This window comes from Stenotrophomonas sp. (assembly GCF_036662295.1).
Lineage (GTDB): Bacteria > Pseudomonadota > Gammaproteobacteria > Xanthomonadales > Xanthomonadaceae > Stenotrophomonas.
Genome location: NZ_JAVWXA010000017.1, coordinates 32,917 through 54,117, shown reverse-complemented (window position 1 = coordinate 54,117; position 21,201 = coordinate 32,917). Strand labels below are relative to the sequence as shown.

Genomic DNA, 21,201 nt, shown 5'->3' with positions numbered 1-21,201 from the left:
GCCGCGGAGCGGGACTTGCAGCGTGTCCCGCGAACCCGCACACCCCCACCCCGCGCGACAGAGCCGGCACTCGCAAGGCTTCATACGCTGCGACAACGGAACCCCGCAAATGGGCGAAGAACCAAAAAAGACGGCGCCCGAGGGCGCCGTCTTCCTTCCATTCAACGGCTTGGAGAGAGTAAGCCGTGGATCAGAACCGGGTGATCAGGCGGGCCTGATCAGAAACGCTGCTGGTACTTCATGTACATGTAGCGGCCGATATCGAAGCCGCCGTAGTAGGTGAAGCTGCTGTTGGGCTGGCTGTACATGACCGGACCCTGGTGGTCGAACACGTTGTTCAGGCCCATCGACACGGTGCCGTTCCACGGCAGGAGGTAGCGCATCTGGATATCGTGGAAGGTGTTGGAACCCACCTTGTTGATGCCCTGGTTGCCGGTGTACGGCGAGCTGAAGCCGGGGTTGCTGCACTCGGTGGCGTAGGCGCAGTTTTCCTGCATGCCGGAGTAGTAGCGGGCCGTCCAGCCCAGGCCGAAGTTGCCGTACTGCCAATCCACGTTGAGGTTGGAGCGCACGCGGAAGTTGCCTTCCCAGCCCACGTACTGGCGCACCGGGGTGGTGGTGGCGTTGTCGTTCCTGCGCTCCAGGTAATCCACGTAGGTGGTGTTCCAGGACAGCGCGATCTTGCCGATCGCCAGCTCCGGCAGGCGGTAGCGCACGGCGATGTCGTAGCCGGCGGTTTCCTGGTAGCCGGCGTTGAGCAGCGTGCGGTCCAGCGCGCTGACCTGGCCGATGGTCCGGCCCGACCTGGAACGGGTGAAGCGGTTGCACGCCGCGTCCACGCCCTGCACATAGCACTGGTTGAGCATGTCGGTGGCCGACTCACCCACGATCACGTCGTTGATGCGGATCTTCCACCAGTCCAGGCTCAGGTCCAGGCCCGAGACGAACTCCGGGCTGTACACCAGGCCCACGGTCCAAGTCTTGGCGGTTTCCGGCTTGAGCGCGTCGTTGGAGCCGGAGGTGAAGTCGGTGCCGCCCTGCTGGCCGGGCACCGTGGCCGGCGAGCCGTCGGCCGCCAGCTGGCGGAAGTTGGCCGGCACGCCGGTGGCGCGGCAGCGGGCCTGCACCTGGGCGTTGTTGGCGGCCGCACCGAAGGTGGTGTCGCACGGGTCGGTGTAGGAGTCACGCGTGGTGACCGTGCCGCCGTACAGGTTTTCCACGGTCGGGGCGCGGAAGCCGGTGCCGTAGGTGGCGCGCACCAGCAGGCTGTCGATGGGCTTCCACTTCAGGCCGAACTTGGTGTTGGTGGTCGAGCCGAAGTTGTTGTAGTCCGAATAACGGCCAGCCACGTCCAGCGACAGTTCGCGGGCGAAGGCCATGTCGGCCAGCAGCGGCACCTGCAGTTCCAGGTAGGCCTCGTTGAGCGCGTAGTCGCCGCGGGTGGGCTGGCCGCTGGTGCCGGCGATCTGGCCGTTGCGGACCATCAGGTCGGGCGCGTAGCTGGCTTCTTCGCTGCGATGTTCAACGCCCATCGCGCCCATGATGTCACCGGCGCCAAGGGTGAACAGCGAACCGGAGATGTTCGCGCTGGCCACCTTGGTGGTGCTCTGCATGGTGTCGGTGAAGCGGGTGAACAGGTAGTCCTGCACGTCCTGGTTGCCGAGCGCGCCCGGGCCGGTGTAGCCCATGGGGGCAAGCGGATTCCACGGGGTGCAGCCGGCGATCACGTTGCCGACGCTGCCGCAGTGGGCCACGCCCTGGCCGTCGATGAACGACGGGCCGACGGACTGGTTCACGTTCGGCTGGTACATGCTGCCCGTGCCGATGCGCTCGCCTTCGTTGCGGTTGTACATGTAGCTCACGTTCCAGTCCCAGTACCGCGAACCGGTTTCGAAGCTGCCTTCCACGCCCACGCTGGCGCGCTTGGTGGTGAGGTTGTTCTCGGTGCCGCGCGGCAGTTCTTCGGTGCGGTGGGCGAATGCCACGTCACGGCCGAAGGGGTTGAACGCGCTGTCCTTGGAGAGCAGGGCGCGGTTGCCGGTGCTCTGGTAGGGGTAGCCGGCGAGCTGCTTGGTCGATTCGCGCTCGGTGTACAGGGCGTCGGCGACCAGGCGCAGGCTGTCGTTGATCGCAAACCCACCGTTGGCGAACACCGACTTGCGCTGCAGGCCGGTGAGCAGGCTCATGTTGGTCTTGGTGTTGGCATCGTTGGCCTTGTCGGCCGGGACGAAGTTGCCAAGCTGGGTCGGGTCGCCGCCCGGGCCGACGCTGAGGTTGCGGCCATCGACGGTGGCGTAGCCCCACGGGGTGACGCCGCTGAGGCCGTCGGTGGGGTGGCGCGGGCCGTTGGGATAGGCGGTGAAGTCACGCGCGCCGCCGAGGATGGGGTCTTCGTCGGTGTATTCGCCGCCGACGGTGACCCAGCCACGGTCGAAGGTCTTGCCGAAGGTGGCGCTGTAGCTGGTCTTCTGGCCGTCGCCTTCGCTGTACTGGCCGACGTAGGCGTTCACTTCGGCGCCGTCGAAGTTCTTGCGGGTGATGATGTTGACCACGCCGGCGATGGCGTCGGAGCCATACAGGGCCGAGGCGCCGTCGGTGAGCACTTCCACGCGGTCGACGATGGAGGACGGAATGGACGCCAGGTCGGCATAGCCCGCGGCGGAGACACCCATGCGACGGCCGTCGATGAGGACCAGGCTACGCTCGGGGCCGAGGTTGCGGAGGCTGACGTACATGCCGCCGAAGTCGCGGCCGGACTCGAGCGAGTTGGCGCGGCTCATGCTGGGCGCGCCGGCGGCGGTCACATCCTGGAGGATATCGGCGACGTTGACGTAGCCCTTCTTTTCGATCTCGGCGCGGTTGATCGCGACGACGGGCTGGGCGCTTTCGACGCTGGCCTGGCGGATGCGCGAGCCGGTGATCTCGATGCGATCCAGGGTGGTGGTGCCGTCATTGGCAGTCTGGGCGAAGGCAGGGGCACTGCAGCTGGCAACCAGGGCGATGGCAATCGCGTTGCGCAGCGGGTGGGTCTTCAAATACATCCGTGCAATTTCTCTTTCTCGTAAAAAACAAGCGCCCTTGCGGGCGGCGTGGGGAACAACATCACGACGCGGGGGGCGGGAGTCTAATGACTTTTCAAATTTTTTACTTTCATCTGAAAGCATAAAAAACGCTAAAAATGAACGCCTGCTGACAAATTCGCGGGTTGGCGCACTATCTTTTTCAATGCGTAGGCGTATCGCCATTCCCGGTAGCGCCAAAAAAACCGCACCCTTGCGGATGCGGTTCGTCGTTTGCTATTGCGTGCGCGCCAACGCGCACGCGCGTGCATCCTGCCTGTGCCGGGTCAGGTTTCCCGCAGCGCCGTGGTGATCGGCAGGCGTGCCGCGCGCAGGGCCGGGAACAGGCCACCCACCAGGCCGATGCCCAATGCCCACTTCAGCCCCGTCCACAGCAGCTGCGGCGACACCTGGAACTGGAACACCACCTGGCTGAAATTGTTGCCCAGCGTGGACACCGTGTAGTTGTTGAACACCGCCCAGGCCACCAGCCCGCCCAACAGCCCGCCCAGCAGCGCCAGCAGCATCGTCTCCAGCATCACCGCGGTGACCACCGGCAACCCCCGGAAGCCGATCGCGCGCATCGTCGCGATCTCGCGCGCCCGCGTCGCCACCGCCGCATACATCGTGTTCAACGCCCCGAACACCGCCCCGACCGCCATGATCGTGCCGATCACCGTGCCCAGGATGCTGATCAGCTTGCTCAAGCCGCCCGACTGCTTGCGGTAGTACGCGCTCGTGGTTTCCACATCCAGCTTCAAGCGCGGATCGCCCTCCATCGCCGCCTTGAACCGCGCATAGCCGGCCTTGCCGTCCGTGCGCACGTTCACCGACTGGTAGGCACTGCGGTTGTAGGTGGTCGACAGTGTCTGCGTGTCGGCCCACAGCTCCGACTCGTGCACGTCGTTGGAGGCGAACACGCCCACCACCGTCCATGCCTGCTTGCCCAGCTGCAACGTCCTGCCCACCGCCAGCCCGTCAAACTGCGCCTGCGCGCCCTTGCCCACCACGATCTCGCGCAGCCCCGGCTTGAACGTCCGCCCTTCCACGATGCGCACGTTGCTGCGCACCTCCCACGCCTTGTCGCCCACCCCGCGGAACTGCACGTTGGTGTCGCTATGGTCGCTGCGCGAGGGCAGGCTGATCACCTGCGACAGCTCGGCCGACACCAGCGGCTTGCCATCCTTGCCGCGCGCCACCCCGGGCAGGCTCTCGATCAGCGGCAACTGGTCGCGCATGATCACCGAGTTGGTTTCCGCCTGCGAGCCACCGCGCAGCACGATCGCCACCTGGTCGCTGCCGCTGCGGTTGAGCGTGGCCTTGAAGCCATCGCCCATGGCCAGCATCGCCACCAGCACGCCCACCACGCCCGCAATACCCACCACGATCACCGACGAGGCGCCCCAGCGCTGCGGCAGGCTGGCAATGCCGATCCGCGCGGCCTCCAGCGACAGCCGCCCGCTGCGGGTGAACAACAACCACCCCGCCAGCAGCACCGCCAGCACCAGCACCGCCTGCCACGGCAGCACGATCCAGACCACCAGGGCCACCGCCAGCAGCAGCACGGTCAACACGTTCCACATCCAGTGCGTTTTCATGGGGGCTCCTCAGCGGCCGGCCAGTGCGTCGACGATCTTCAACCGCTGCGCGCGCAATGCCGGCAGCAGCCCCACTACCACGCCAATCACCGCCATCAGCCCCAGCGCCATCGCCCAGGTCTGCGCCGGCACACCCGGCAGGCTGATCATGCCCTGGCTGTTGGCGCTGATCAGCGGCATCAGCACGGCCGCCAGGCCCATCCCGATCAGCCCGCCCAGCACGATCAACAGCACTGACTCGACCATCACCAGCACCAGCACCGTGCCGTCCTTGAAGCCCAGCGTCTTGAGGATGGCCAGCTCCGGGATGCGCTCGCGAACGGCCTGGGCCATGGTGTTGCCGGTCAGCAGGACCAGGGTGAAGAACACCGCGGCCATGATCCCGGTGACGATCAGCCCGATGTCGGCGAACTGCTTGGCGAAGGCCTGGGAGAACGCCGCTTCGGTCTGCGACTTGGTTTCCCGGTCGGAGTTGAGCGACAGCGCATCGATGGCCTGGGCCACGCGCGAGGCGTGCGCCGGGTCGTCCAGCTGCACGGTGTAGAAGCTCACCTGGTTCTTGATGTAGTCGTTGGACTCGTCGAAATAGCTCCAGTGCAGCAGCAGCTGGTTCTCCGCGCCGGCGTTGTTGCGATCCTTGGCGCGGTAGATGCCCACCAGCTGCAGCGGCCAGTCATTGCTGCCCTTGCGCGGGAAGATGGTGGCCTGCATCGGGATGGTGTCGCCCAGCTTCCAGCCGAAGCGCTTGGCCAGCGATTCGCCCACGATGGCCCCGGTGCGGGTGTTCTTGAACGCTTCGGCCTGCGCCGGCGGCAGCTCGAACTCCGGGTACAGGTCCATGTAGTTGTCCGACACCGAAAAACTGGGGAAGAAGTTCTTCGGGTCCTGGTAGATGCCGCCGAACCACATCGCGTAGTTCACCTTGCGCACCCCGGGGGTGGCTTCGATGTCGCGCAGCAGCCGCAACGGCAGGCTCTGGGTGATGGACAGCTTGGAGGACACCACCAGCCGCTTGGCGCCCTCGATGGTGTCGCCGCCCGAGTTGAAGGCCACGCGCACCGAATCGAGCATGCCAAACAGCAGGAAGGCAGCCACCACCGACAGCAGGGTCAGCAGCGTCCGCGTCTTGCTGCGGAACAACTGCGCCCAGATCAGCGAGAAATACTTCATCGCGGCGTCCTCCGTCAGTGGGCCGCTGGCGCGTTGGCCAGTTCGCCCTTGTCCAGGTGCACCGTGTGGGTGGCGTACTCGGCCGCCTTGGGATCATGGGTGACCATGATGATGGTCTTGCCGTGCTCGCGGTTGAGCTGCTGCAGCAGGCCCAGGATCTCTTCGGCCGACTGCCGGTCCAGGTCGCCGGTGGGCTCGTCGCAGATCAGGAACGTGGGGTCGGAGACGATCGCCCGGGCGATGGCCACGCGCTGCTGCTGGCCACCGGAGAGCTCGTTGGGGCGATGGCTGCGGCGGTCGGCCAGGCCGACCAGGGTGAGCGCGATTTCCGCGTTGCGCTTGCGCTGGGCCGCACCCAGGTGGGTGAGCAGCAGCGGCAGCTCCACGTTCTTCTGCGCGGTCAGCATCGGCATCAGGTTGTAGAACTGGAACACGAAGCCGACATGGTGGCTGCGCCAGGTGGAGAGCTGGCCGCCACTCATGCGGTCGATGCGCTCGCCCTCGATCTCGATCTCGCCATCGCTGGGCGTGTCCAGGCCGCCGATCAGGTTGAGCAGGGTGGTCTTGCCCGAGCCGGACGGGCCCATCAGCGCGACGAAGTCGCCGCGCTGGATGTCCAGGTCGATGCCATGCAGCACCTGCACCTTCTCGGGGCCACGCTGGTAGGTCTTGGTGATGTTGCGGAGCGAAACCAGGGTCGACATCGGGATTCTCCGTGGATCAGGGCGGATCGAAGACGGACGGGCAGGCGGCGGCCGCGCCGGCCTGCGGCGACGGGGGCGCACGTACCTGTGTTGCATGGTCGCGCCCGGTGGGGCGCGGCCGATTACGGCTGCTGCTTTTCCACGATCGTGCTGCCGTCGTGCAGTTCTGCCGGCGGGTCCACCACCACCACTTCGCCGGCGGCCAACCCCTGGCTGACCTGGCGGTCGGTGTTGAGGGCCGCACCGGCCACCACCACGCGTTGTTCCACCTGCCTGTCATCGCCCACCACGAAGGCGACGGTGCCTTGCCCGCGCTCGACGATGGCCCCTGCCGGCACGCGCACGCCCTTGGGCGCGGCCGCCTGCGCTGGCACCGCCGCCTCCAGGAAGCTCACCCGCACGCCCATTTCCGGCACGATCCGCGGGTCCTTGACCTTCAGCGCCACGCGCACCTTGACGGTGGCCTTGCCGCGGTCGGCGGTGGGAATGATGGCGATCACCTCGGCCGGGATCTTCCAGTCCGGGTAGGCGTTGAGCGTGGCCTCGACCGGCATCTTCGGCTGCACCCGGCCGATGAAGGACTCGCCCACTTCCACTTCGATCTCCAGCGACTCCATGTCCACGATGGTGCCGATGCCGGTGCGGGTGAAGCCGCCACCGGCCGACAGCGGCGAGACGATCTCGCCCGGCTGCGCGGCCTTGGCGGTGACCACGCCGGAGAACGGCGCCCGCACGGTGTTGTTGTCCACGCCGAGGTCGGCGATGGCCAGCGCGTCGTTGGCGACGCGGGTATTGCGTTCGGCGGTGCGCAGCTGCGCGCGCAGGCTGTCGCGCTGGGCGATGGCCTGGTCGTACTGCGAGCGCGAGACCAGTTGCTGGTTCACCAGCGTCTGCAGGCGCCCGGCCTCGGCATTGGCCTGGGTCACCTGCGCCTGCAGGCCGGCCAGCTGGCTGCGCGCGGCCTCCAGCTGCGAGGCCGACAGGCTGCGCTGGGCGTTGGCGTCGATCGGGTCCAGCGTGGCCATCACCTGGCCTTCTTCCACCCGCATGCCTTCCTCGATCATCACCTCGCGCACCTTGCCGGTGATCTTGGCCGAGACCGTGGCCATGCGCCGGGCGACCACATAGCCGCTGGCATCGAGCACCGAGCTGCTGGCCGTGCCCTGCTGGATCGCCACCACCGGCGCGGTGGTCACCTCGATCACCGGCGAGCGGCCGAACATGTACCAGCCGATGCCGGCCAGCAGCAGCACGATGAGGATCGCCAGCCCGATCCAGCGCCCACGGCGGGGCGAGGATGGCGGCGGCGAGGCCGCCTTGCGGTCGATGCGGAGTTCCTTGAGCAGTTCAGCGGATGCGTTCATCGTGAGTCTGGACGGGGAATCGGGCCGAGTGTGACCGCAACGATGGTCGCGGGGCAAACCCGCGGCGGGCCGGGCGGTGCACAGCATGCCTGCGCGCCCGGCGCGGCGGCAGTGACAGCTGTCACCTGCTTGCGCTGACGCCGGCCACTGGGCGCCGGCCGCCGGCGGGGCGAGGCTGTGCCTGTCCCGTCATGGAGCGTACCCCGATGTCCGATGCCTCCCTTGTTCCCCTGGCCCGCCTGCACGATGTGCAGGTGCGCTATGGCGCGGTGCCCGCGTTGCAGGGGGTGAGTCTTGCGCTGCAGCGCGGCGAGGTGCTGGCCCTGCTTGGCCGCAATGGCGCGGGCAAAAGCACCGCCATCGCGGTGCTGCTGGGCCTGCGTGCGGTGGATGGCGGGCGCGCCGAACTGCTTGGCGGCGACCCGCAGCAGCGCGCCAGCCGGCGTGGCATCGGCGTGATGCTGCAGAGCACCGCGTTGCCGCCGGTGCTGCAGGTGGCCGAACTGATCGAGCTGGCACGCGCCTGCTATGACGACCCGCGGCCGCTGGCCGAGTGCCTGGCGCTGGCCGGGCTGACCGGGCTGGCCACGCGTCGCTACGGGCAGCTGTCCGGCGGCCAGCAGCGCCGGGTGCAGTTCGCCATCGCGGTGTGCGGGCGGCCGCAGCTGCTGTTCCTCGACGAGCCCACCACCGGCCTGGACATCCAGGCCCGGCAGGCCCTGTGGCAGGCGATCCGGCAGCTGGCCGCGGAAGGCTGCGGGGTGCTGCTCACCACCCACTATCTGGAGGAAGCCGACGCCCTGGCCCAGCGCGTGGTGGTGATCGAGGGTGGCAAGGTGCTGGCCGATGGGCCGCTGGCCCAGTTCCGCCAGCAGCGGGCACCGCGTCGCATCCGCTGCCGCAGCGCGCTCGATGCCCAGCGCGTGGGCACCTGGCCGGGCGTGCGCGAGGTGCAACGCGAGGGCGAGTACCTGCAGCTGCTGGCCGAACCGGCCGAGCCGGTGGTGGCGCGGCTGCTGGGCGAAGACCCGCAATTGCAGGAACTGGACGTACGTGGCGGCGGCCTGGCCGACGCCTTCGTGGAACTGACCCGGGAGGCCGCATGACTACCTTGACCCACGATACCGGCACCGCCCGCCCGCGCGCGTCGGCCTGGCGCATCTATCGCATCGAAGCGCTGTGCGAGCTTCGCCGTGCCTGGCGCACGCCGGCCTTTGCGCTGCCCTCGCTGCTGTTCCCGGTGCTGTTCTATTCGCTGTTCGGCCTGTTGCTGGGCCGCGGCCATGCCGCCCAGTACCTGCTGGCCACCTACTGCGTGTTCGGCGCGATGGCCCCGGCCTTGTTCGGGTTCGGCGTGCAGCTGGCGCTGGACCGCGAGGGCGGGCTGCTCACGCTCAAGCGCGCGCTGCCGATGCCGCCGATGGCCCCGCTGCTGGCACGGCTGCTGATGGCGGCGCTGTTCGCGCTGCTGGTGGCCACGGTGCTGATGTCGGTGGCGGCGCTGGCCGGGGTCGGCCTGTCCACGGCCATGGTGCTGCGCCTGCTGCTGGTGGCCGCCTTCGCCGCCCTGCCGCTGGGCGCGATCGGGTTGTGGATCGGCAGCCACGTGAGCGCCAGCGCCGCACCGGCGGTGGTCAACCTGGTGTACCTGCCGATGGCGCTGCTGTCGGGCCTGTGGCTGCCGCTGTCCGGGTTGCCGCCGGTGTTTGCCGCGCTGGCGCCGCTGTGGCCCACCTGGCACCTGGCCCAGTTGGCGCTGCCGGCGGTCGGCATGCCGGGGCAGGGCAGTGCGGCGGGGCACGTGGCGGTGCTGCTGGCGGTCACGGTCGTGGCCTTGGCGCTGGCCCGGCGCCGCCTGCGCCGGGTTGGGTGAGCGGCGACGGAAACTGGCATGATCGCGCCTGACCGCCCCGCCCTGGAACCGCCCGTGCCTTCGCGCTGGATCGCCTCGCTGCTGCGCCCCGCGCCGGATTCGTCGGTGGCCGACAACCTGCGTCGTGGCAAGCCGGCCTGGGCCGATGCGATCCACCTGCTGTGGACCGGCTGGGTGTTCTTCACCCCGATCTTCAGCAACGGCTACACGCTGCGCTGGCTGTGGCTGACCCTGCTCACCTATCCGCTGTTCCTGGCGTTGTACGTCCGCCTGCTGCTGGCGCCGCGCCACCATGGGCCGCGCTACGCGATGGCGATGCTGGCCCTGGGCCTGGTGCTGCTGCCGTGGTATCCCTCGGGTATCAGCTACTTCATCTTCGGCTGCGTGATGCTGCGGGTGTGCCGGGATACCTCGATGTGGCGGCACATGCTGCAGCTGCTGGCAGTGAACGGGTTGTTCGTGGGCATCGCGCTGTGGGTGGGCTACCAGTGGCAGCTGGTGGTGTGGATCCCGTCGATGGCGCTGATCATCGGCATCATCGTCAACGTGGAGCGCCTCAACAAGGACCGCGATGCAGCGCTGCAGCTGTCGCAGGACGAAGTGCGGCGGCTGGCCGCCACCGCCGAGCGCGAGCGGATCGGGCGCGACCTGCACGACCTGTTGGGGCATACCCTGTCCTTGATCACGCTGAAGCTGGAGCTCTCGCGCAAGCTGGCCGAGCGTGATCCGCTGGGCTCGCGCCGCGAAGTAGCCGAGGCCGAGACCATCGCGCGGCAGGCCCTGGCCGAAGTGCGCAGTGCGGTCACCGGCATCCGGGCCAGCGATCTGGCCGCCGAGCTGGCCTCGGCACGGTTGCTGCTGGAGTACCAGCACGTGCACCTGCACTACGCACCGCCGCCGCCGATGCCGGTCGATATCGAGCGCGCGCTGTCCCTGGTGCTGCGCGAGGCGGTCACCAACGTCGCCCGCCACGCCCAGGCGCGGCAGGCATGGGTCAGCTTCGAACAGGACGGGCGCAGCCTGTCGATGCAGATCCGCGACGACGGCCGCGGCGGCGTCCACGTCGATGGCAACGGCCTGAGCGGCATGCGCGAACGCGTCGGCGCGCTGCGTGGCACGCTGGCCCTGCAGTCGGTGAAGGGCGAGGGCACCTGCGTCACGGTGCGGGTCACCCTGCCGGCGGCGACCGCGCCGGTGCTGCCGGTGCTCGCCCCCGATGCCGTCCCGGGCGGAGCCGCGCCATGATCCGCATCGTATTGGCCGAAGACCAGGCGATGGTGCGCGGCGCGTTGTCGGCGTTGCTGGGGCTGGAGCCGGATATCGAGGTGCTGGGCAGCGCGGCCGATGGCGAAGCGGCCTGGCGCATGCTGCAGCAGCTGCAGCCGGACATCCTGGTCACCGACATCGAGATGCCCGGCCTGTCCGGGCTGGAACTGGCCCAGCGCATTGCGCGCCAGCAACTGCCGATCAAGGTGGTGATCGTGACCACGTTCGCGCGCTCGGGCTTCCTGCGCCGCGCACTGGATGCCGGCGTGTGCGGCTACCTGCTCAAGGACGCGCCGGCCGAACGCCTGGCCGATGCATTACGCCAGGTGCAGCACGGCGGCCGCGCGATCGACCCGCAGCTGGCGCTCGATGCCTGGTCGCAGGCCGACCCGCTCAACGACCGCGAGCGCCAGGTGCTGCGGCTGTCCGGCGATGGGCGCTCGGCCAGCGAGATCGCCGCCCAGCTCGGGCTGTCGCATGGCACGGTGCGCAACTACCTGTCCGAATGCATCGGCAAGCTGGGCGTGGCCAACCGGATCGAAGCGTATCGGCTGGCGCGGCAGAAGGGCTGGTTGTAGGCCGGTATCCTGTGCGTTCCCGGGAAAGTGCGCGCCGGGCGTGGCTGGTGCTGGGCGCAAAGAGTTCCGCATTGCCACGTAGTGCCGGCCGCTGGCCGGCTCTCGACCCACGGTCCAGCGGCCAATGACCGGCGCGCCGGGTTGGATGGTGAGGAGCCGGCCAGCGGCCGGCACTACCGGGTGGGGTCGTCGCGGCTGTTCGCCGGGCCCTTCGCCATCGCCTGGAATACCCCGTCGCGACGCACCCACAGGTGGAACAGCGCGGCCGACAGGTGCATCACCACCGTGGCGAACAACACATAGGCCAGCAGGCTGTGCGCGCTGCGCAATGCCGCGTACAGCGCTGGATCGTGCGGCACGATCGGCGGCAGGTTGAAGCCGGACCACATCACGATCGGGTAGCCGCCAGCGGACAGCATCGACCAGCCCACCAGCGGCATCGCCAGCATCAACGCGTACAACACCCAGTGCGAGGCGTGCGCGGCCGCCACCTGCCAGCGCGGCAGGTCGGCCGGCAGCGCGGGCGGCCGATGGCGCAGCCGGTTGAGCAGGCGCACGATCACCAGCAGCAGGATCGCGATACCCAACGGGCGGTGCAGGTCGACCAGCATCGGCCGCCAGTGCAGCGCGGCCACCATGCCCACGCCGACGAACAGCATGGTCAGGATCAGCGCGGCCATCAGCCAGTGCAGCACCCGCGCGGTGAGGTTGAAGTGGCCGGTATCACGGTTCATTTCGCACCTTCCTTGCCGGTGGCCGCCGCGCCCTTGCCGTTGGCGATCTCCCGCTCGCGGCGGTTGAACGACTGCGAATACACCGCCGAGCGCGCGGCCAGGATCGGATCGTTGGAGCCGGCGATCCCGCTGGGCAGGATCAACGGATCGTAGTTGAGGTCGCGGCAGGCGCCCTCGGCCTGCGGCTGCATCGACACCAGGCTGAGCGTGCCCACCTTGACCTGGCGGCGCTGCATCGGCCACACCTGCGAGGGGTCGTCGACGGCATCGCCGTCTTCGGCGATCGTCACCCACATGTCCCAGCGCACCGGGCCCTGCGCCAGCCGCTGCTGGAACTCCTCGGCCAGGTAATCTCCGCCGGCCTGCGCGCGCTGCGCCGCGGTCATCTCCACGAACTCGGCCTGCGGGCGCATGCTCCAGCGCACGTCGTGGTGGCGGCCATCGGCGGCAGTGAAGCGGAAACTGTTGACCCCGTTATAGGCGGTGTTGGCCCAGCTGTTGGACCACGGTGCGGTCTTGGCCCACTGCTGGAAGGCGCGCGCGCTGGGGTACTTCTCCAGCACCGCGGCCATCTTCGCCGGGTCCGGTTTGCCGGTGGCCGGGTCGGGGATGCCGGCGCGGGTCTGTTCGAGGAAGGCCTCGGCCGTGGGCACCGCGAAGAACGGGAAGCTGTTCATCGCCGTGCGCCATTCCTGGCCGTCATCGCTGACCAGCTGCAGGGCCATGCTGCGCACGCGCGCATTGGCATCGGGCCCGTGCGGGTCGCCGCCACCGATGGACAGCCGGCCCAGCACCGGCACCTGGCGCTGGGCGAACACGCGCGCCGAACTCAGCGCCACGCCGTCCGGCGTGCCCTGGAAGGTGCCGCTCACGCACACGCCCTTGCTGTGCGCGCGACGGAAGCCGGGGTGCGGCGGGCCGGTGGCCTCGATGCTGTCGGTGAAGGCCTGGGCGGTGACGCGGTCGCGACCGATCCAGCCGGCCAGCCAGGCAAAAGCCAGCACCAGCAGGCCGGCGATCAGCGCGATCAGCGCCAGCCACAGCAGCGGCGAGGGGGGCCGCGGGCCGCCCGGCGCCTGGCCGGCACGGGAATAACCAAAGAGGGACATGTCCGGATCCTGCCTTCACGATGCGTGTGGGTGGGCGACCGGGCCATGGTGTCAGAACGCTGCCGACACCGATATTCACATTTTCGACAACTGTTCAAAACGCAGATCCCCGCCGGAGCGGGGATCTGTCGGTAACGGCGCCGGGTGCGCGGGCTCAGCCGGCGTAACGCGTTTTCAGCATCGTCCAGGCCGAGCGCAGGGCCAGGGCTTCGCCACCGGCCGGGCGGCCGGGGCGTTCGCCATCGTTCCAGGCGTAGACATCCAGGTGCGCCCAGCGCTGGCCCTCGGCCACGAAGCGTTCCAGGTAGAGCGCGGCGGTCACCGAGCCGGCCATGCGCGAGCCGGCGTTGGCCAGGTCGGCGATGTTGCTGTGCAGATAGCGCAGGTACGGGCGCCACAGCGGCATGCGCCAGACCGGGTCGCGGGTCTGCTCGCCGGCGTGCAGCCACTGCTGGGCCAGGGTGTCATCGTTGCTGAACAGCGCCGGCAGGTCCGGGCCGAGCGCGATGCGGGCCGCACCGGTCAGCGTGGCGAAGTCCAGGATGATCTCCGGCTGCTGTTCGCTGGCGTAGGTCAGCGCATCGGCCAGGATCACCCGGCCTTCGGCATCGGTGTTGTCGATCTCGATGCTCAGGCCCTTGCGGGTGGCGATCACTTCGCCCGGGCGGAACGCATCGGGGCCGATCGCGTTTTCCACCGCGGCGATCAGCAGGGTGAGCTGCACCGGCAACTGCTGGGCCATGACCAGCCCGGCCAGAGCCAGTGCATGGGCGGCGCCGCCCATGTCCTTCTTCATGTTGCGCATGCCGTCGCCGGGCTTGATGTCCAGCCCGCCGGTATCGAAGCACACGCCCTTGCCCACCAGGGCCACGTGCGGCTGGCCCACGCTGCCCCAGCGCAGGGCGATCAGGCGCGGTGCGCGGTGCGAGGCGCGACCGACCGCGTGGATGGACGGGAAATTCTGCTCCAGCAGCGCGTCGCCGGCGATCACCTCGATCTGCGCACCGTGCGCGGCGGCCAGCTCACGCGCGGCGTCTTCCAGCTGCTGCGGGCCCATGTCTTCGGTGGGCGTGTTGACCCAGTCGCGCACGCGCAGGCTGGCGGCCACCACGTCGCGCACTTCGGCCGACGGCGTGGCCAGCAGCTGGGCGGGGGCACGGTTGGGCTTGCGGTAGCGCGCGAAGCGGTAGCTGCCCAGGCCCCAGCCGAGGTGCAGCAGGGTTTCGATCTCGGTCGGCAGCGCATCGGCCAGCTGCCACACGCTGCCCTCGGGCAGGGCGAACGGGGCGTGCGCATAGGCATAGGCATCGCCGGCATCGCCCACGCCCATGATCGCGCCGGCCAGGCCGTGCTCGCCGGGCAGCAGCACCACGCTGCCGCCGCTGCCGTTGAAGTGCTGCGCATCCAGCCAGGCGCCCAGCCCGGCATGCTGCCGCGCGCGCCAGGTGGCGAACTGCTCGCGGTTCATCACGTGCAGCGGCAGGGCCTGGGTGGCATCGGTGGTGAAACCGTTGATCTGGGTCATGCGGGGTCGTGCTCCGTTCGCGGCCGGCTCAGGGACGCCCGGCGGATGCGTTGGCATCCAGCCAGTCGGCCAGCCCGGTCAGGGTGTCGAACTGCAGGTCGGGCTGCAGCGAAGGATGGTGCCAGGGGTGGGCCTCGCGATTGATCCAGCAGCCGCGCAGGCCGGCCTGCATCGCGCCCACCACGTCCATCTCGGCGTGGTCGCCCACGTGCAGCACGTGGGCCGGGGCGACCCCGAGGCGATCACAGGCGGCATGGAAGATGCTCGCCGCCGGCTTGGCCGCGCCGTGTTCGCGCGAGCCCAGCTGGAAGGTGAAATGGTGCGAGAGCCCGATGCGCTGCAGGTCGGCATTGCCGTTGCTCAGCGCGGCCACCGGCACGCGCGCGGCGATCCGCGCCAGCGCGTCGAGCGCGTCGGGGTAGAACTCCACCTGGTTGCGCGCGGCGTAGAACGCCTCGTAGGCCGGTTCCAGCAGGGCCAGGTCGGCCCCGCTTTTCTCCAGCGCCTCCTGCAGGGTCAACCGGCGCAGCGCGCTCAGGTCGTGGTGCAGGTGCGGGTTGGCATGGAAGGAGCGCTCGCGCAGTTCCCGCATGGCCGCCACCGGGTACATCACGGCGGTGGCGGGGCTGTGCTGCTGCATCCAGTCGAACAGCACCTGGTCGATCCGCGCGCCGATGGGGGCGAACGGCCACAGGGTGTCGTCGAGGTCGAGGGTGATGGCTTGGACGGGAAAATTCACCCGGCCATTCTACTCCCGCCACCGGCGCCGGACATGACCGGATCGGTTCATTCCAGCAGCCGCGCCCAGCCGTGCATGCCGTCCAGCCGGGCCAGCACCAGCTTGATGCAGACCAGCAGCGGCACCGCCAGCAGCAGCCCGACCATGCCCCACAGCCAGCCGAACACCATCAGCGCCAGGATCAGGATCAGCGGGGAAATCGCCATCTGCCGGCCCAGCACGATCGGGGTCACCACCTGCCCTTCCACGGTGTGCAGGGCCAGGTAGCAGGCCGCCGGCAGCAGCGCATGCAGCGGATCGCTGAACTCCACAAAGCCCATCAGCAGCATCAGCGCCACCCCGATCAACGGGCCCACGTAGGGGGCGAAGTTGAGCAGGGCTGCCACCGTGCCCCACAACAACGCCTCCTGCAGGCTGATGCCCAGCAGCAGCAACACCCCGGCAAACACCAGCCCGACCAGCGTGTTGATCACGGTGATGGTGAGCACGTAGCGCGACACCTCGCGCTCGATCGAGCGCAGGATGTCGGTGGTGAACCGTTGTTGCTGGCGGCTGGGGAACAGCGCGATCGCATGCTTCTGCAGTGTCTGCCCGTAGATCATGAAGAACAGCGTGAGCAGCACCACCGCCAGTACCGAGGCGGCCAGTCGCGGCGCGCGGGTCAGCACCTTGTAGGGGTCATCGAGCTGGGTGCGCACCACCTGCACGCGGCGGCTGCCCTCGCCGCCGGCCACGCGGGCGAAGTTCTCCGCGGCCTGGTTGGCCTGCTGCACCGGCTTGGTCAGGTTCTGCACCTGGCGCGCCACCTTGCGCAGTTGCTGCGGCGCTTCCTGGGCCCACTCCATTGCCGGGCCGACCAGCTGCACGCCCAGCGCGGCGGTGCCGCTCAAGCCCACGCCCAGCACCAGCACCGCGCCCAGGAACCGCGGGATCCACACGCGGCCCAGCAGGCGCAGGATCGGGTTGCACACCAGGGCCAGGAACATCGCCAGCAGCACCGGCAACACCACCTCCTGCGCCGCCCACAGGGTGAAACACACCGCCAGCGTGGCCAGCACCACCAGCGACATCGGCGCGCGCGGGCGCGGCGGTGGCGGGGCGGGCAGGGCAGGATCGGGGGAGACGGCAGGAACGCTCATGCGGGCGCCGGGCAGGAAAGGAGCACCATTATTGGGCAAGGCGGGTGCGTGCGGCGTGTTGTGCCCGTGCACGAAAAGCGAGGCCCCGGCGCGGCATGCGACGGGGCCTGGGGCTCAGCGTTCGGACAGATCGGTGGCCGCTTCGGCCGGCTGCGGCTGGCGCGGCACGGCCGGCTCGGCGCGGGCCGTTGCGGGGGCGGCCGGGGCCGGCGCCGGTGTCGGCGAGCGCGCGGGGGCGGAGGTTGCCTCGTCCACCTTGTCGGCCGCTTCCTCGGCGGTGTCGGCCGCCTCGCTGGCCTGCATCGAGGCAAACGCGGCCTGCGTGCTGGCCACCAGGTTGGAGACCGAGCCGATCATCTGCAACCAGCGGGCCCCCTGCACCTTGGCGCCCAACCCGGTGGGTTCCAGGCGGCCGGCCAGGAAGCCACCGGCCAGGCCCACGGTGATGATGCGCAGCGGCGTCCACCCCGCCCGCCAGGCGGTGCTGAGGGTGAACCAGCTGCTGCGGGTTTTTTCCACGCGCACCGCGACCACCAGTTCGGCGCGCTGCACCCGTTGCCGCAAGGCTTCAAAGTTCATCGCTTCACCCCGGTGGTATCCACGTCCGCGTCGGGATCTTCTTCGCTGGGTTCGTCATACAGGCCCAGCCGCGACAACTGGCGGCGGGTGGCATGCATGCCGGTATGGCGGAAGAAGAACGACACCCGCCACATCGCATAGCCGGTCACCAGCAGGCTGAGGATGGAGGTGATCAGCAGCGAGTGGAACCAGGACAGGCCCCAGCGCTGCATCAGGGCGATCAGCGTGCCGGCCAGCAACAGCCAGGCCGACGCGCCGAACACGATCGCCACCCCGCTCCAAGCCAGCGCGCGCCCGAAGGCACTGCGGGCCAGCGCGAAATCGGCCGAGGCCAGGCGGCGCAGCGAGCGCAGCGTGTGCTTGGCCGATTCCACGGTGTCACGACCGGCAGCCCCGACCTGGCGGATGCTTTCGTCCAGGTGGGGCGCTTTTTCACCACTGTCCGGTGGCGGCGGGGGCGCGCCACCGGCAGCGGTCGACTGGGCGGTATCGCTCACGCCGACTTACTTGTCGCCGCCGCTGCGGGCCAGCTTGGCGATGATCCAGCCGGCGGCGAAGGCCACGCCGAAGGACGCCAGCGGGCGCTCGCGGATGAGCTCGGCGGCGCTGTCCACCAGGTCCTTGCCCTTGTCCATCAGTGCGTCGACCTGTTCCTTGGCGGCGGCACCGCCGAACTCGGCCGCGGCCAGGCCCGACAGCGCGGTGTCGGACAGCTCGGCCTTGACGTTGGCCTTGCCGATGCGCAGTTCGTCGCCGGCTGCGCCGGTGGCGCCCTTGATCGCACCGCCGGCGGCGCTGGCCGCCGACTTCAGGTGCGAACCGGCTTCACCCAGGTGTTCCTTCAGGTTCTCGGTATTGGTGGGGCTCATCGTGACTCTCCGTTATGTGCGATGGGGAAGGTGACCGCAGGCAGTACCGCGGTAACGAACACAAGGTAATAGCATCGGGGGGGTGTAAGGGGCGTTAGGGCATGCTGACCCGTTCATCGCATGACCAGCACGCCCGGCGTGTTGCCGCGGATGATGCGCAGCACCAGCTGCGGCGGGCGCTGCTGGAAATTGGCGCGCCAGCTGGCCAGGTCGGCGAACTCGCCGGCGCTGGCTTCGATGATCACATCGCCGGCGGCCAGGCCCGAGCTGGCCGCGCGGCTGCCGCGCTTGACCTCGCTCACCTGCACGCCGCTGATGCCCGACTGGCGCAACGACTCGGGCAGGTCGATGAAGGTGGCCCCGGCCAGGCGCGGGTCCAGGCCGTCGCCGCTGACCGCGCGCGCCTGTTCCTTCAGCGTGGCCTTGAGCTGCTGCGGCTTGCCGTCACGGCGGATGTCCAGGGTCAGCACGCTGCCCACCGGCTGCAGCCCCTCGATGTTGTGCAGTGCCTGGGCGCTGTCCACGCGCTGGCCATTGGCCGACACCACCACATCGCCCGGGCGCAGCCCGGCCGCCGCCGCGCCGGAGCCGGCCAGCACGCGCGTCACCAGCGCGCCGCGCGACTCGCTCAGGCCCAGCCCCTTGGCGATCTGTTCGGTCAGGTTCTGCGCTTCCACGCCCAGCGTGCCGCGCACCACCACGCCATGCTTGACCAGCTGGTCCACCACGTCGCGCGCCAGGTTGGAGGGAATGGCCAGGCCCAGGCCGATGTTGCCGGCCATGCTGCCCTGCGGGTTGAAGCTGGCGGTGTTGATGCCCACCAGCTGGCCCTGCAGGTTGACCAGCGCGCCGCCGGAGTTGCCCGGGTTGATCGAGGCGTCGGTCTGGATGAAGTTCTGGTAGCCCAGCCCGCGGATGCCGCTGCGGCCCACCGCCGAGACGATGCCGGAGGTAACCGTCTGGCTGAAGCCGAACGGGTTGCCGATGGCCACCACGAAATCACCCACGCGCAGCTGCTCGCTGTTGCCCAGCGGCAGCGCGGTGAGCTTGTCGGCGGGGATGCGGATCAGGGCGATGTCGGTGTCACGGTCCGAGCCGATGAACTCGGCTTTCACCGTGCGCCCGTCTGCCAGGGTCACCTGCACGTCGTCGGCGTTGTCGATCACGTGGTGGTTGGTCAGCACCAGGCCGGCGCCGGCATCGATGATCACCCCCGAGCCGAGCGACTCGTTGATGCGCTCCTGCGGCACCTCGGGGAACAGCCGGCGGAAGAAGGGATCGTTGAAGTACGGGTTGCGCACCCGCACCACCTGCTTGGTGTTGACGCTGACCACCGCAGGCATCGCCCGCTCCAGCATCGGCGCCAGCGAGGGCACGGCCTGCCCGGCCACCGAGGCCGGCAGCGCGGCGGTGGTCGGAATGGCCAGCGACACCGGCGCCGCTTCGGCGCGATTGTCCAGGTGCACGTTGATGGCCGAGGCGACAAAGCCACCGAAGGCGGCGGCAAGCGCGAGCGTAAGCAGGGTCGGGAGCGGTCGCATGGTCCGGCGGTTCCGTGACAGAAGAGGTAAAGACACGCATACGGTAAAGCAAGCTGAATGAGTGTGTGGGCCAGCGCCTAAACCGCGAATGAAATCCTCGCCCCTGCGCCGCCACGCCGCGCCGTTGACAGCGCCCGGCGGCCGGGTAAGCTGGCCTGGCATCGGCCACAACATGTAGCGTTGCCGATCGGGATTGCCCCAAGCCGTTGGGTTTGTCGCCCCGGGGGCATCGACCTACTTCCACCACGCCCGGGCACGCCTGCTGCCGGGGGGAGCCGAGGCAATGCGTACCGCGTCGCTGGTCGTGATCCGCAACAGGTCCGATGGTCGGGTGAGGGGTCTGCCGGTACCGGCTCACCCTGCGCAGGGTGCCGCGTGTCACCCGCACCGACGTGCCGTTGCCGGCCAACGTCGTGGCGGCCAACGACGCCCCACCGCGATGCATGTCGATGCACGGACCGGTCGCCGGCAACCGACGAGGGACTCGCCCATCGAGACCGCACACCACCCCGCCGCACCCGCGCATGCACACGGCAAAACCGCCGACGGCAATGCCCGCGCGACCGGTTCGACGGCGCATGGCATCGGCCGTTCTGTGCTCGCCGGCGGCGCAGTTGTGCAGGGAATGGGCAACGAACAGATCGAGTACGACGACCAATTGCACGCCATCGCCAGCGCATTGGACCGGCAAGGGGAAGGCGACCACGCGATGGCGTGATCCAGGTAGCGAAGCTGTTTTAAAGGGGTTTGGTGCAGATGCCCGGTTCGCCGGGCGCGCGCATCGCCGGCTCGCCAAGCACAGGTGCGACTCATGGCGTGCGACAAGACCGTTCCACGATGGACCGCGCCGGTATAGCATCGCCAGCGATTTGACTAACCAGGCCCCTTAGGAGGCAATCATGAGCAACGGTAATGGTGTGACCGCGACCCTGTCGCAGGGCGTCGACGAAGTGAAGGAAGTGGCGGGCAAGGTGGGCGAGACCATCGCCACCACCGCTGAAGATGCCGTGGCGTCGGTGAAGAAGACCGTCAAGCGCGCACGCAAGGCCGCCACCACCCAGGTTGCCAAGGTCAAGAAGGCCGTCAAGAAGGCCGAGAAGACCGTCGCCAAGAAGGCTGACAAGGCCGCCAAGTCGGTGGGCAAGAGCCTGGCCACCGCCAAGAAGAAGCTGGAAGTGGCCAAGAGCAACGCCAAGGCCGAGGCCGCCGCGCTGAAGAAGCAGGTCGCCAAGAAGAAGGCCGCCGCCGAGAAGGCCGTGACCAAGACCACCAAGGCCGCCAAGAAGGTTGCCGGCAAGAAGGTCGCCACCGCCAAGAAGGCCGTGACCAAGAAGACCGCCGCTGCCAAGAAGGT

At 69.1% G+C, this 21,201-nt stretch carries 19 protein-coding genes and 1 pseudogene; 6 read left to right on the top strand and 14 right to left on the bottom strand.

Going from position 1 to position 21,201, the window contains the following annotated elements; all coding sequences use genetic code 11:
* Positions 1–218: 218 nt before the first annotated feature.
* The 5 genes from RSA25_RS05440 to RSA25_RS05420 all read right to left on the bottom strand — a co-directional run bounded on the left by RSA25_RS05440 (position 219) and on the right by RSA25_RS05420 (position 7,895).
* The gene (locus RSA25_RS05440) at positions 219–3,041 is read right to left on the bottom strand and encodes a TonB-dependent receptor (protein WP_332807886.1); all 2,823 of its coding nucleotides are present in this window, start codon (positions 3,039–3,041) and stop codon (positions 219–221) included.
* Positions 3,042–3,346: 305 nt separating this feature from the next.
* Positions 3,347–4,657, bottom strand: coding sequence for an ABC transporter permease (locus tag RSA25_RS05435; protein WP_332807885.1), 1,311 nt, complete (start codon positions 4,655–4,657; stop codon positions 3,347–3,349).
* Positions 4,658–4,666: 9 nt separating this feature from the next.
* On the bottom strand, positions 4,667–5,827 hold the full coding sequence (locus RSA25_RS05430) for an FtsX-like permease family protein (protein WP_332807884.1): 1,161 nt from the start codon (positions 5,825–5,827) through the stop codon (positions 4,667–4,669).
* Positions 5,828–5,841: 14 nt separating this feature from the next.
* Positions 5,842–6,531 (bottom strand): ABC transporter ATP-binding protein, encoded by a 690-nt coding sequence (locus RSA25_RS05425; RefSeq protein ID WP_137191849.1) that lies wholly within the window; start codon positions 6,529–6,531, stop codon positions 5,842–5,844.
* A 122-nt stretch (positions 6,532–6,653) separates the two neighbouring features.
* Positions 6,654–7,895 (bottom strand): efflux RND transporter periplasmic adaptor subunit, encoded by a 1,242-nt coding sequence (locus RSA25_RS05420; protein ID WP_332807883.1) that lies wholly within the window; start codon positions 7,893–7,895, stop codon positions 6,654–6,656.
* Between the two features lie 206 nt (positions 7,896–8,101).
* Between RSA25_RS05420 and RSA25_RS05415 the strand changes: the two genes are divergently transcribed.
* From RSA25_RS05415 to RSA25_RS05400, 4 genes are read left to right on the top strand one after another with little or no spacing between them, the layout of a single operon-like run.
* Positions 8,102–9,001 carry an ABC transporter ATP-binding protein gene (locus RSA25_RS05415; RefSeq protein ID WP_332807882.1) on the top strand — a complete coding sequence of 300 codons (900 nt, stop codon included), beginning with the start codon at positions 8,102–8,104 and terminating at the stop codon, positions 8,999–9,001.
* Positions 8,998–9,768: an ABC transporter permease gene (locus tag RSA25_RS05410; RefSeq protein WP_332807881.1), complete on the top strand. Its 771-nt coding sequence runs from the start codon at positions 8,998–9,000 to the stop codon at positions 9,766–9,768. Before RSA25_RS05415 ends, RSA25_RS05410 begins: the two co-directional genes overlap by 4 nt.
* Before the next feature lie 18 nt (positions 9,769–9,786).
* A complete protein-coding gene (locus RSA25_RS05405; RefSeq protein ID WP_332807880.1) occupies positions 9,787–11,013 on the top strand; it encodes a sensor histidine kinase in 1,227 nt (408 codons plus the stop codon).
* Positions 11,010–11,612, top strand: a complete 603-nt coding sequence (locus RSA25_RS05400; protein WP_332807879.1) for a response regulator transcription factor — start codon at positions 11,010–11,012, stop codon at positions 11,610–11,612. Before RSA25_RS05405 ends, RSA25_RS05400 begins: the two co-directional genes overlap by 4 nt.
* A 173-nt stretch (positions 11,613–11,785) precedes the next feature.
* Here RSA25_RS05400 and RSA25_RS05395 read toward each other — a convergent pair whose 3' ends face one another.
* The 9 genes from RSA25_RS05395 to RSA25_RS05355 form a co-directional block, all read right to left on the bottom strand.
* On the bottom strand, positions 11,786–12,346 hold the full coding sequence (locus tag RSA25_RS05395) for a cytochrome b (protein WP_332807878.1): 561 nt from the start codon (positions 12,344–12,346) through the stop codon (positions 11,786–11,788).
* The gene (locus RSA25_RS05390; RefSeq protein WP_332807877.1) at positions 12,343–13,455 is read right to left on the bottom strand and encodes a catalase family peroxidase; all 1,113 of its coding nucleotides are present in this window, start codon (positions 13,453–13,455) and stop codon (positions 12,343–12,345) included. The genes RSA25_RS05395 and RSA25_RS05390 overlap by 4 nt, the downstream gene beginning before the upstream one ends.
* A 154-nt stretch (positions 13,456–13,609) precedes the next feature.
* Positions 13,610–14,980 (bottom strand): leucyl aminopeptidase family protein, encoded by a 1,371-nt coding sequence (locus tag RSA25_RS05385; protein WP_332807876.1) that lies wholly within the window; start codon positions 14,978–14,980, stop codon positions 13,610–13,612.
* Positions 14,981–15,008: 28 nt separating this feature from the next.
* Entirely contained in the window at positions 15,009–15,719 is a 711-nt protein-coding gene (locus RSA25_RS05380) for an HAD-IA family hydrolase (protein ID WP_332807875.1), read from the bottom strand.
* Positions 15,720–15,766: 47 nt separating this feature from the next.
* Entirely contained in the window at positions 15,767–16,858 is a 1,092-nt protein-coding gene (locus RSA25_RS05375; RefSeq protein WP_332807874.1) for an AI-2E family transporter, read from the bottom strand.
* 114 nt (positions 16,859–16,972) lie between these two features.
* Entirely contained in the window at positions 16,973–17,437 is a 465-nt protein-coding gene (locus RSA25_RS05370) for a protein sip-5 (protein WP_332807873.1), read from the bottom strand.
* Positions 17,434–17,934 (bottom strand): phage holin family protein, encoded by a 501-nt coding sequence (locus tag RSA25_RS05365; protein WP_332807872.1) that lies wholly within the window; start codon positions 17,932–17,934, stop codon positions 17,434–17,436. The genes RSA25_RS05370 and RSA25_RS05365 overlap by 4 nt, the downstream gene beginning before the upstream one ends.
* A gap of 6 nt (positions 17,935–17,940) precedes the next feature.
* Positions 17,941–18,306, bottom strand: a complete 366-nt coding sequence (locus RSA25_RS05360) for a hypothetical protein (protein WP_256777031.1) — start codon at positions 18,304–18,306, stop codon at positions 17,941–17,943.
* 113 nt (positions 18,307–18,419) lie between these two features.
* Complete coding sequence (locus RSA25_RS05355) at positions 18,420–19,847, bottom strand: Do family serine endopeptidase (protein ID WP_332807871.1); 1,428 nt, start codon at positions 19,845–19,847, stop codon at positions 18,420–18,422.
* Positions 19,848–20,286: 439 nt separating this feature from the next.
* Here RSA25_RS05355 and RSA25_RS05350 point away from each other — a divergent pair, with 439 nt between their 5' ends.
* Positions 20,287–20,565: a hypothetical protein gene (locus tag RSA25_RS05350; protein WP_332807870.1), complete on the top strand. Its 279-nt coding sequence runs from the start codon at positions 20,287–20,289 to the stop codon at positions 20,563–20,565.
* 181 nt (positions 20,566–20,746) lie between these two features.
* A pseudogene (locus RSA25_RS05345) lies at positions 20,747–21,201 on the top strand (histone); the annotation flags it as partial.

Excerpts from the sequence above, each read along its gene's own strand:
- RSA25_RS05440 (WP_332807886.1), bottom strand. The coding sequence starts at position 3,041 with ATGTATTTGAAGACCCACCCGCTGCGCAACGCGATTGCCATCGCCCTG.
- RSA25_RS05435 (WP_332807885.1), bottom strand. The coding sequence starts at position 4,657 with ATGAAAACGCACTGGATGTGGAACGTGTTGACCGTGCTGCTGCTGGCG.
- RSA25_RS05430 (WP_332807884.1), bottom strand. The coding sequence starts at position 5,827 with ATGAAGTATTTCTCGCTGATCTGGGCGCAGTTGTTCCGCAGCAAGACG.
- RSA25_RS05425 (WP_137191849.1), bottom strand. The coding sequence starts at position 6,531 with ATGTCGACCCTGGTTTCGCTCCGCAACATCACCAAGACCTACCAGCGT.
- RSA25_RS05420 (WP_332807883.1), bottom strand. The coding sequence starts at position 7,895 with ATGAACGCATCCGCTGAACTGCTCAAGGAACTCCGCATCGACCGCAAG.
- RSA25_RS05415 (WP_332807882.1), top strand. The coding sequence starts at position 8,102 with ATGTCCGATGCCTCCCTTGTTCCCCTGGCCCGCCTGCACGATGTGCAG.
- RSA25_RS05410 (WP_332807881.1), top strand. The coding sequence starts at position 8,998 with ATGACTACCTTGACCCACGATACCGGCACCGCCCGCCCGCGCGCGTCG.
- RSA25_RS05405 (WP_332807880.1), top strand. The coding sequence starts at position 9,787 with ATGATCGCGCCTGACCGCCCCGCCCTGGAACCGCCCGTGCCTTCGCGC.
- RSA25_RS05400 (WP_332807879.1), top strand. The coding sequence starts at position 11,010 with ATGATCCGCATCGTATTGGCCGAAGACCAGGCGATGGTGCGCGGCGCG.
- RSA25_RS05395 (WP_332807878.1), bottom strand. The coding sequence starts at position 12,346 with ATGAACCGTGATACCGGCCACTTCAACCTCACCGCGCGGGTGCTGCAC.
- RSA25_RS05390 (WP_332807877.1), bottom strand. The coding sequence starts at position 13,455 with ATGTCCCTCTTTGGTTATTCCCGTGCCGGCCAGGCGCCGGGCGGCCCG.
- RSA25_RS05385 (WP_332807876.1), bottom strand. The coding sequence starts at position 14,980 with ATGACCCAGATCAACGGTTTCACCACCGATGCCACCCAGGCCCTGCCG.
- RSA25_RS05375 (WP_332807874.1), bottom strand. The coding sequence starts at position 16,858 with ATGAGCGTTCCTGCCGTCTCCCCCGATCCTGCCCTGCCCGCCCCGCCA.
- RSA25_RS05370 (WP_332807873.1), bottom strand. The coding sequence starts at position 17,437 with ATGAACTTTGAAGCCTTGCGGCAACGGGTGCAGCGCGCCGAACTGGTG.
- RSA25_RS05360 (WP_256777031.1), bottom strand. The coding sequence starts at position 18,306 with ATGAGCCCCACCAATACCGAGAACCTGAAGGAACACCTGGGTGAAGCC.
- RSA25_RS05355 (WP_332807871.1), bottom strand. The coding sequence starts at position 19,847 with ATGCGACCGCTCCCGACCCTGCTTACGCTCGCGCTTGCCGCCGCCTTC.
- RSA25_RS05350 (WP_332807870.1), top strand. The coding sequence starts at position 20,287 with ATGCATGTCGATGCACGGACCGGTCGCCGGCAACCGACGAGGGACTCG.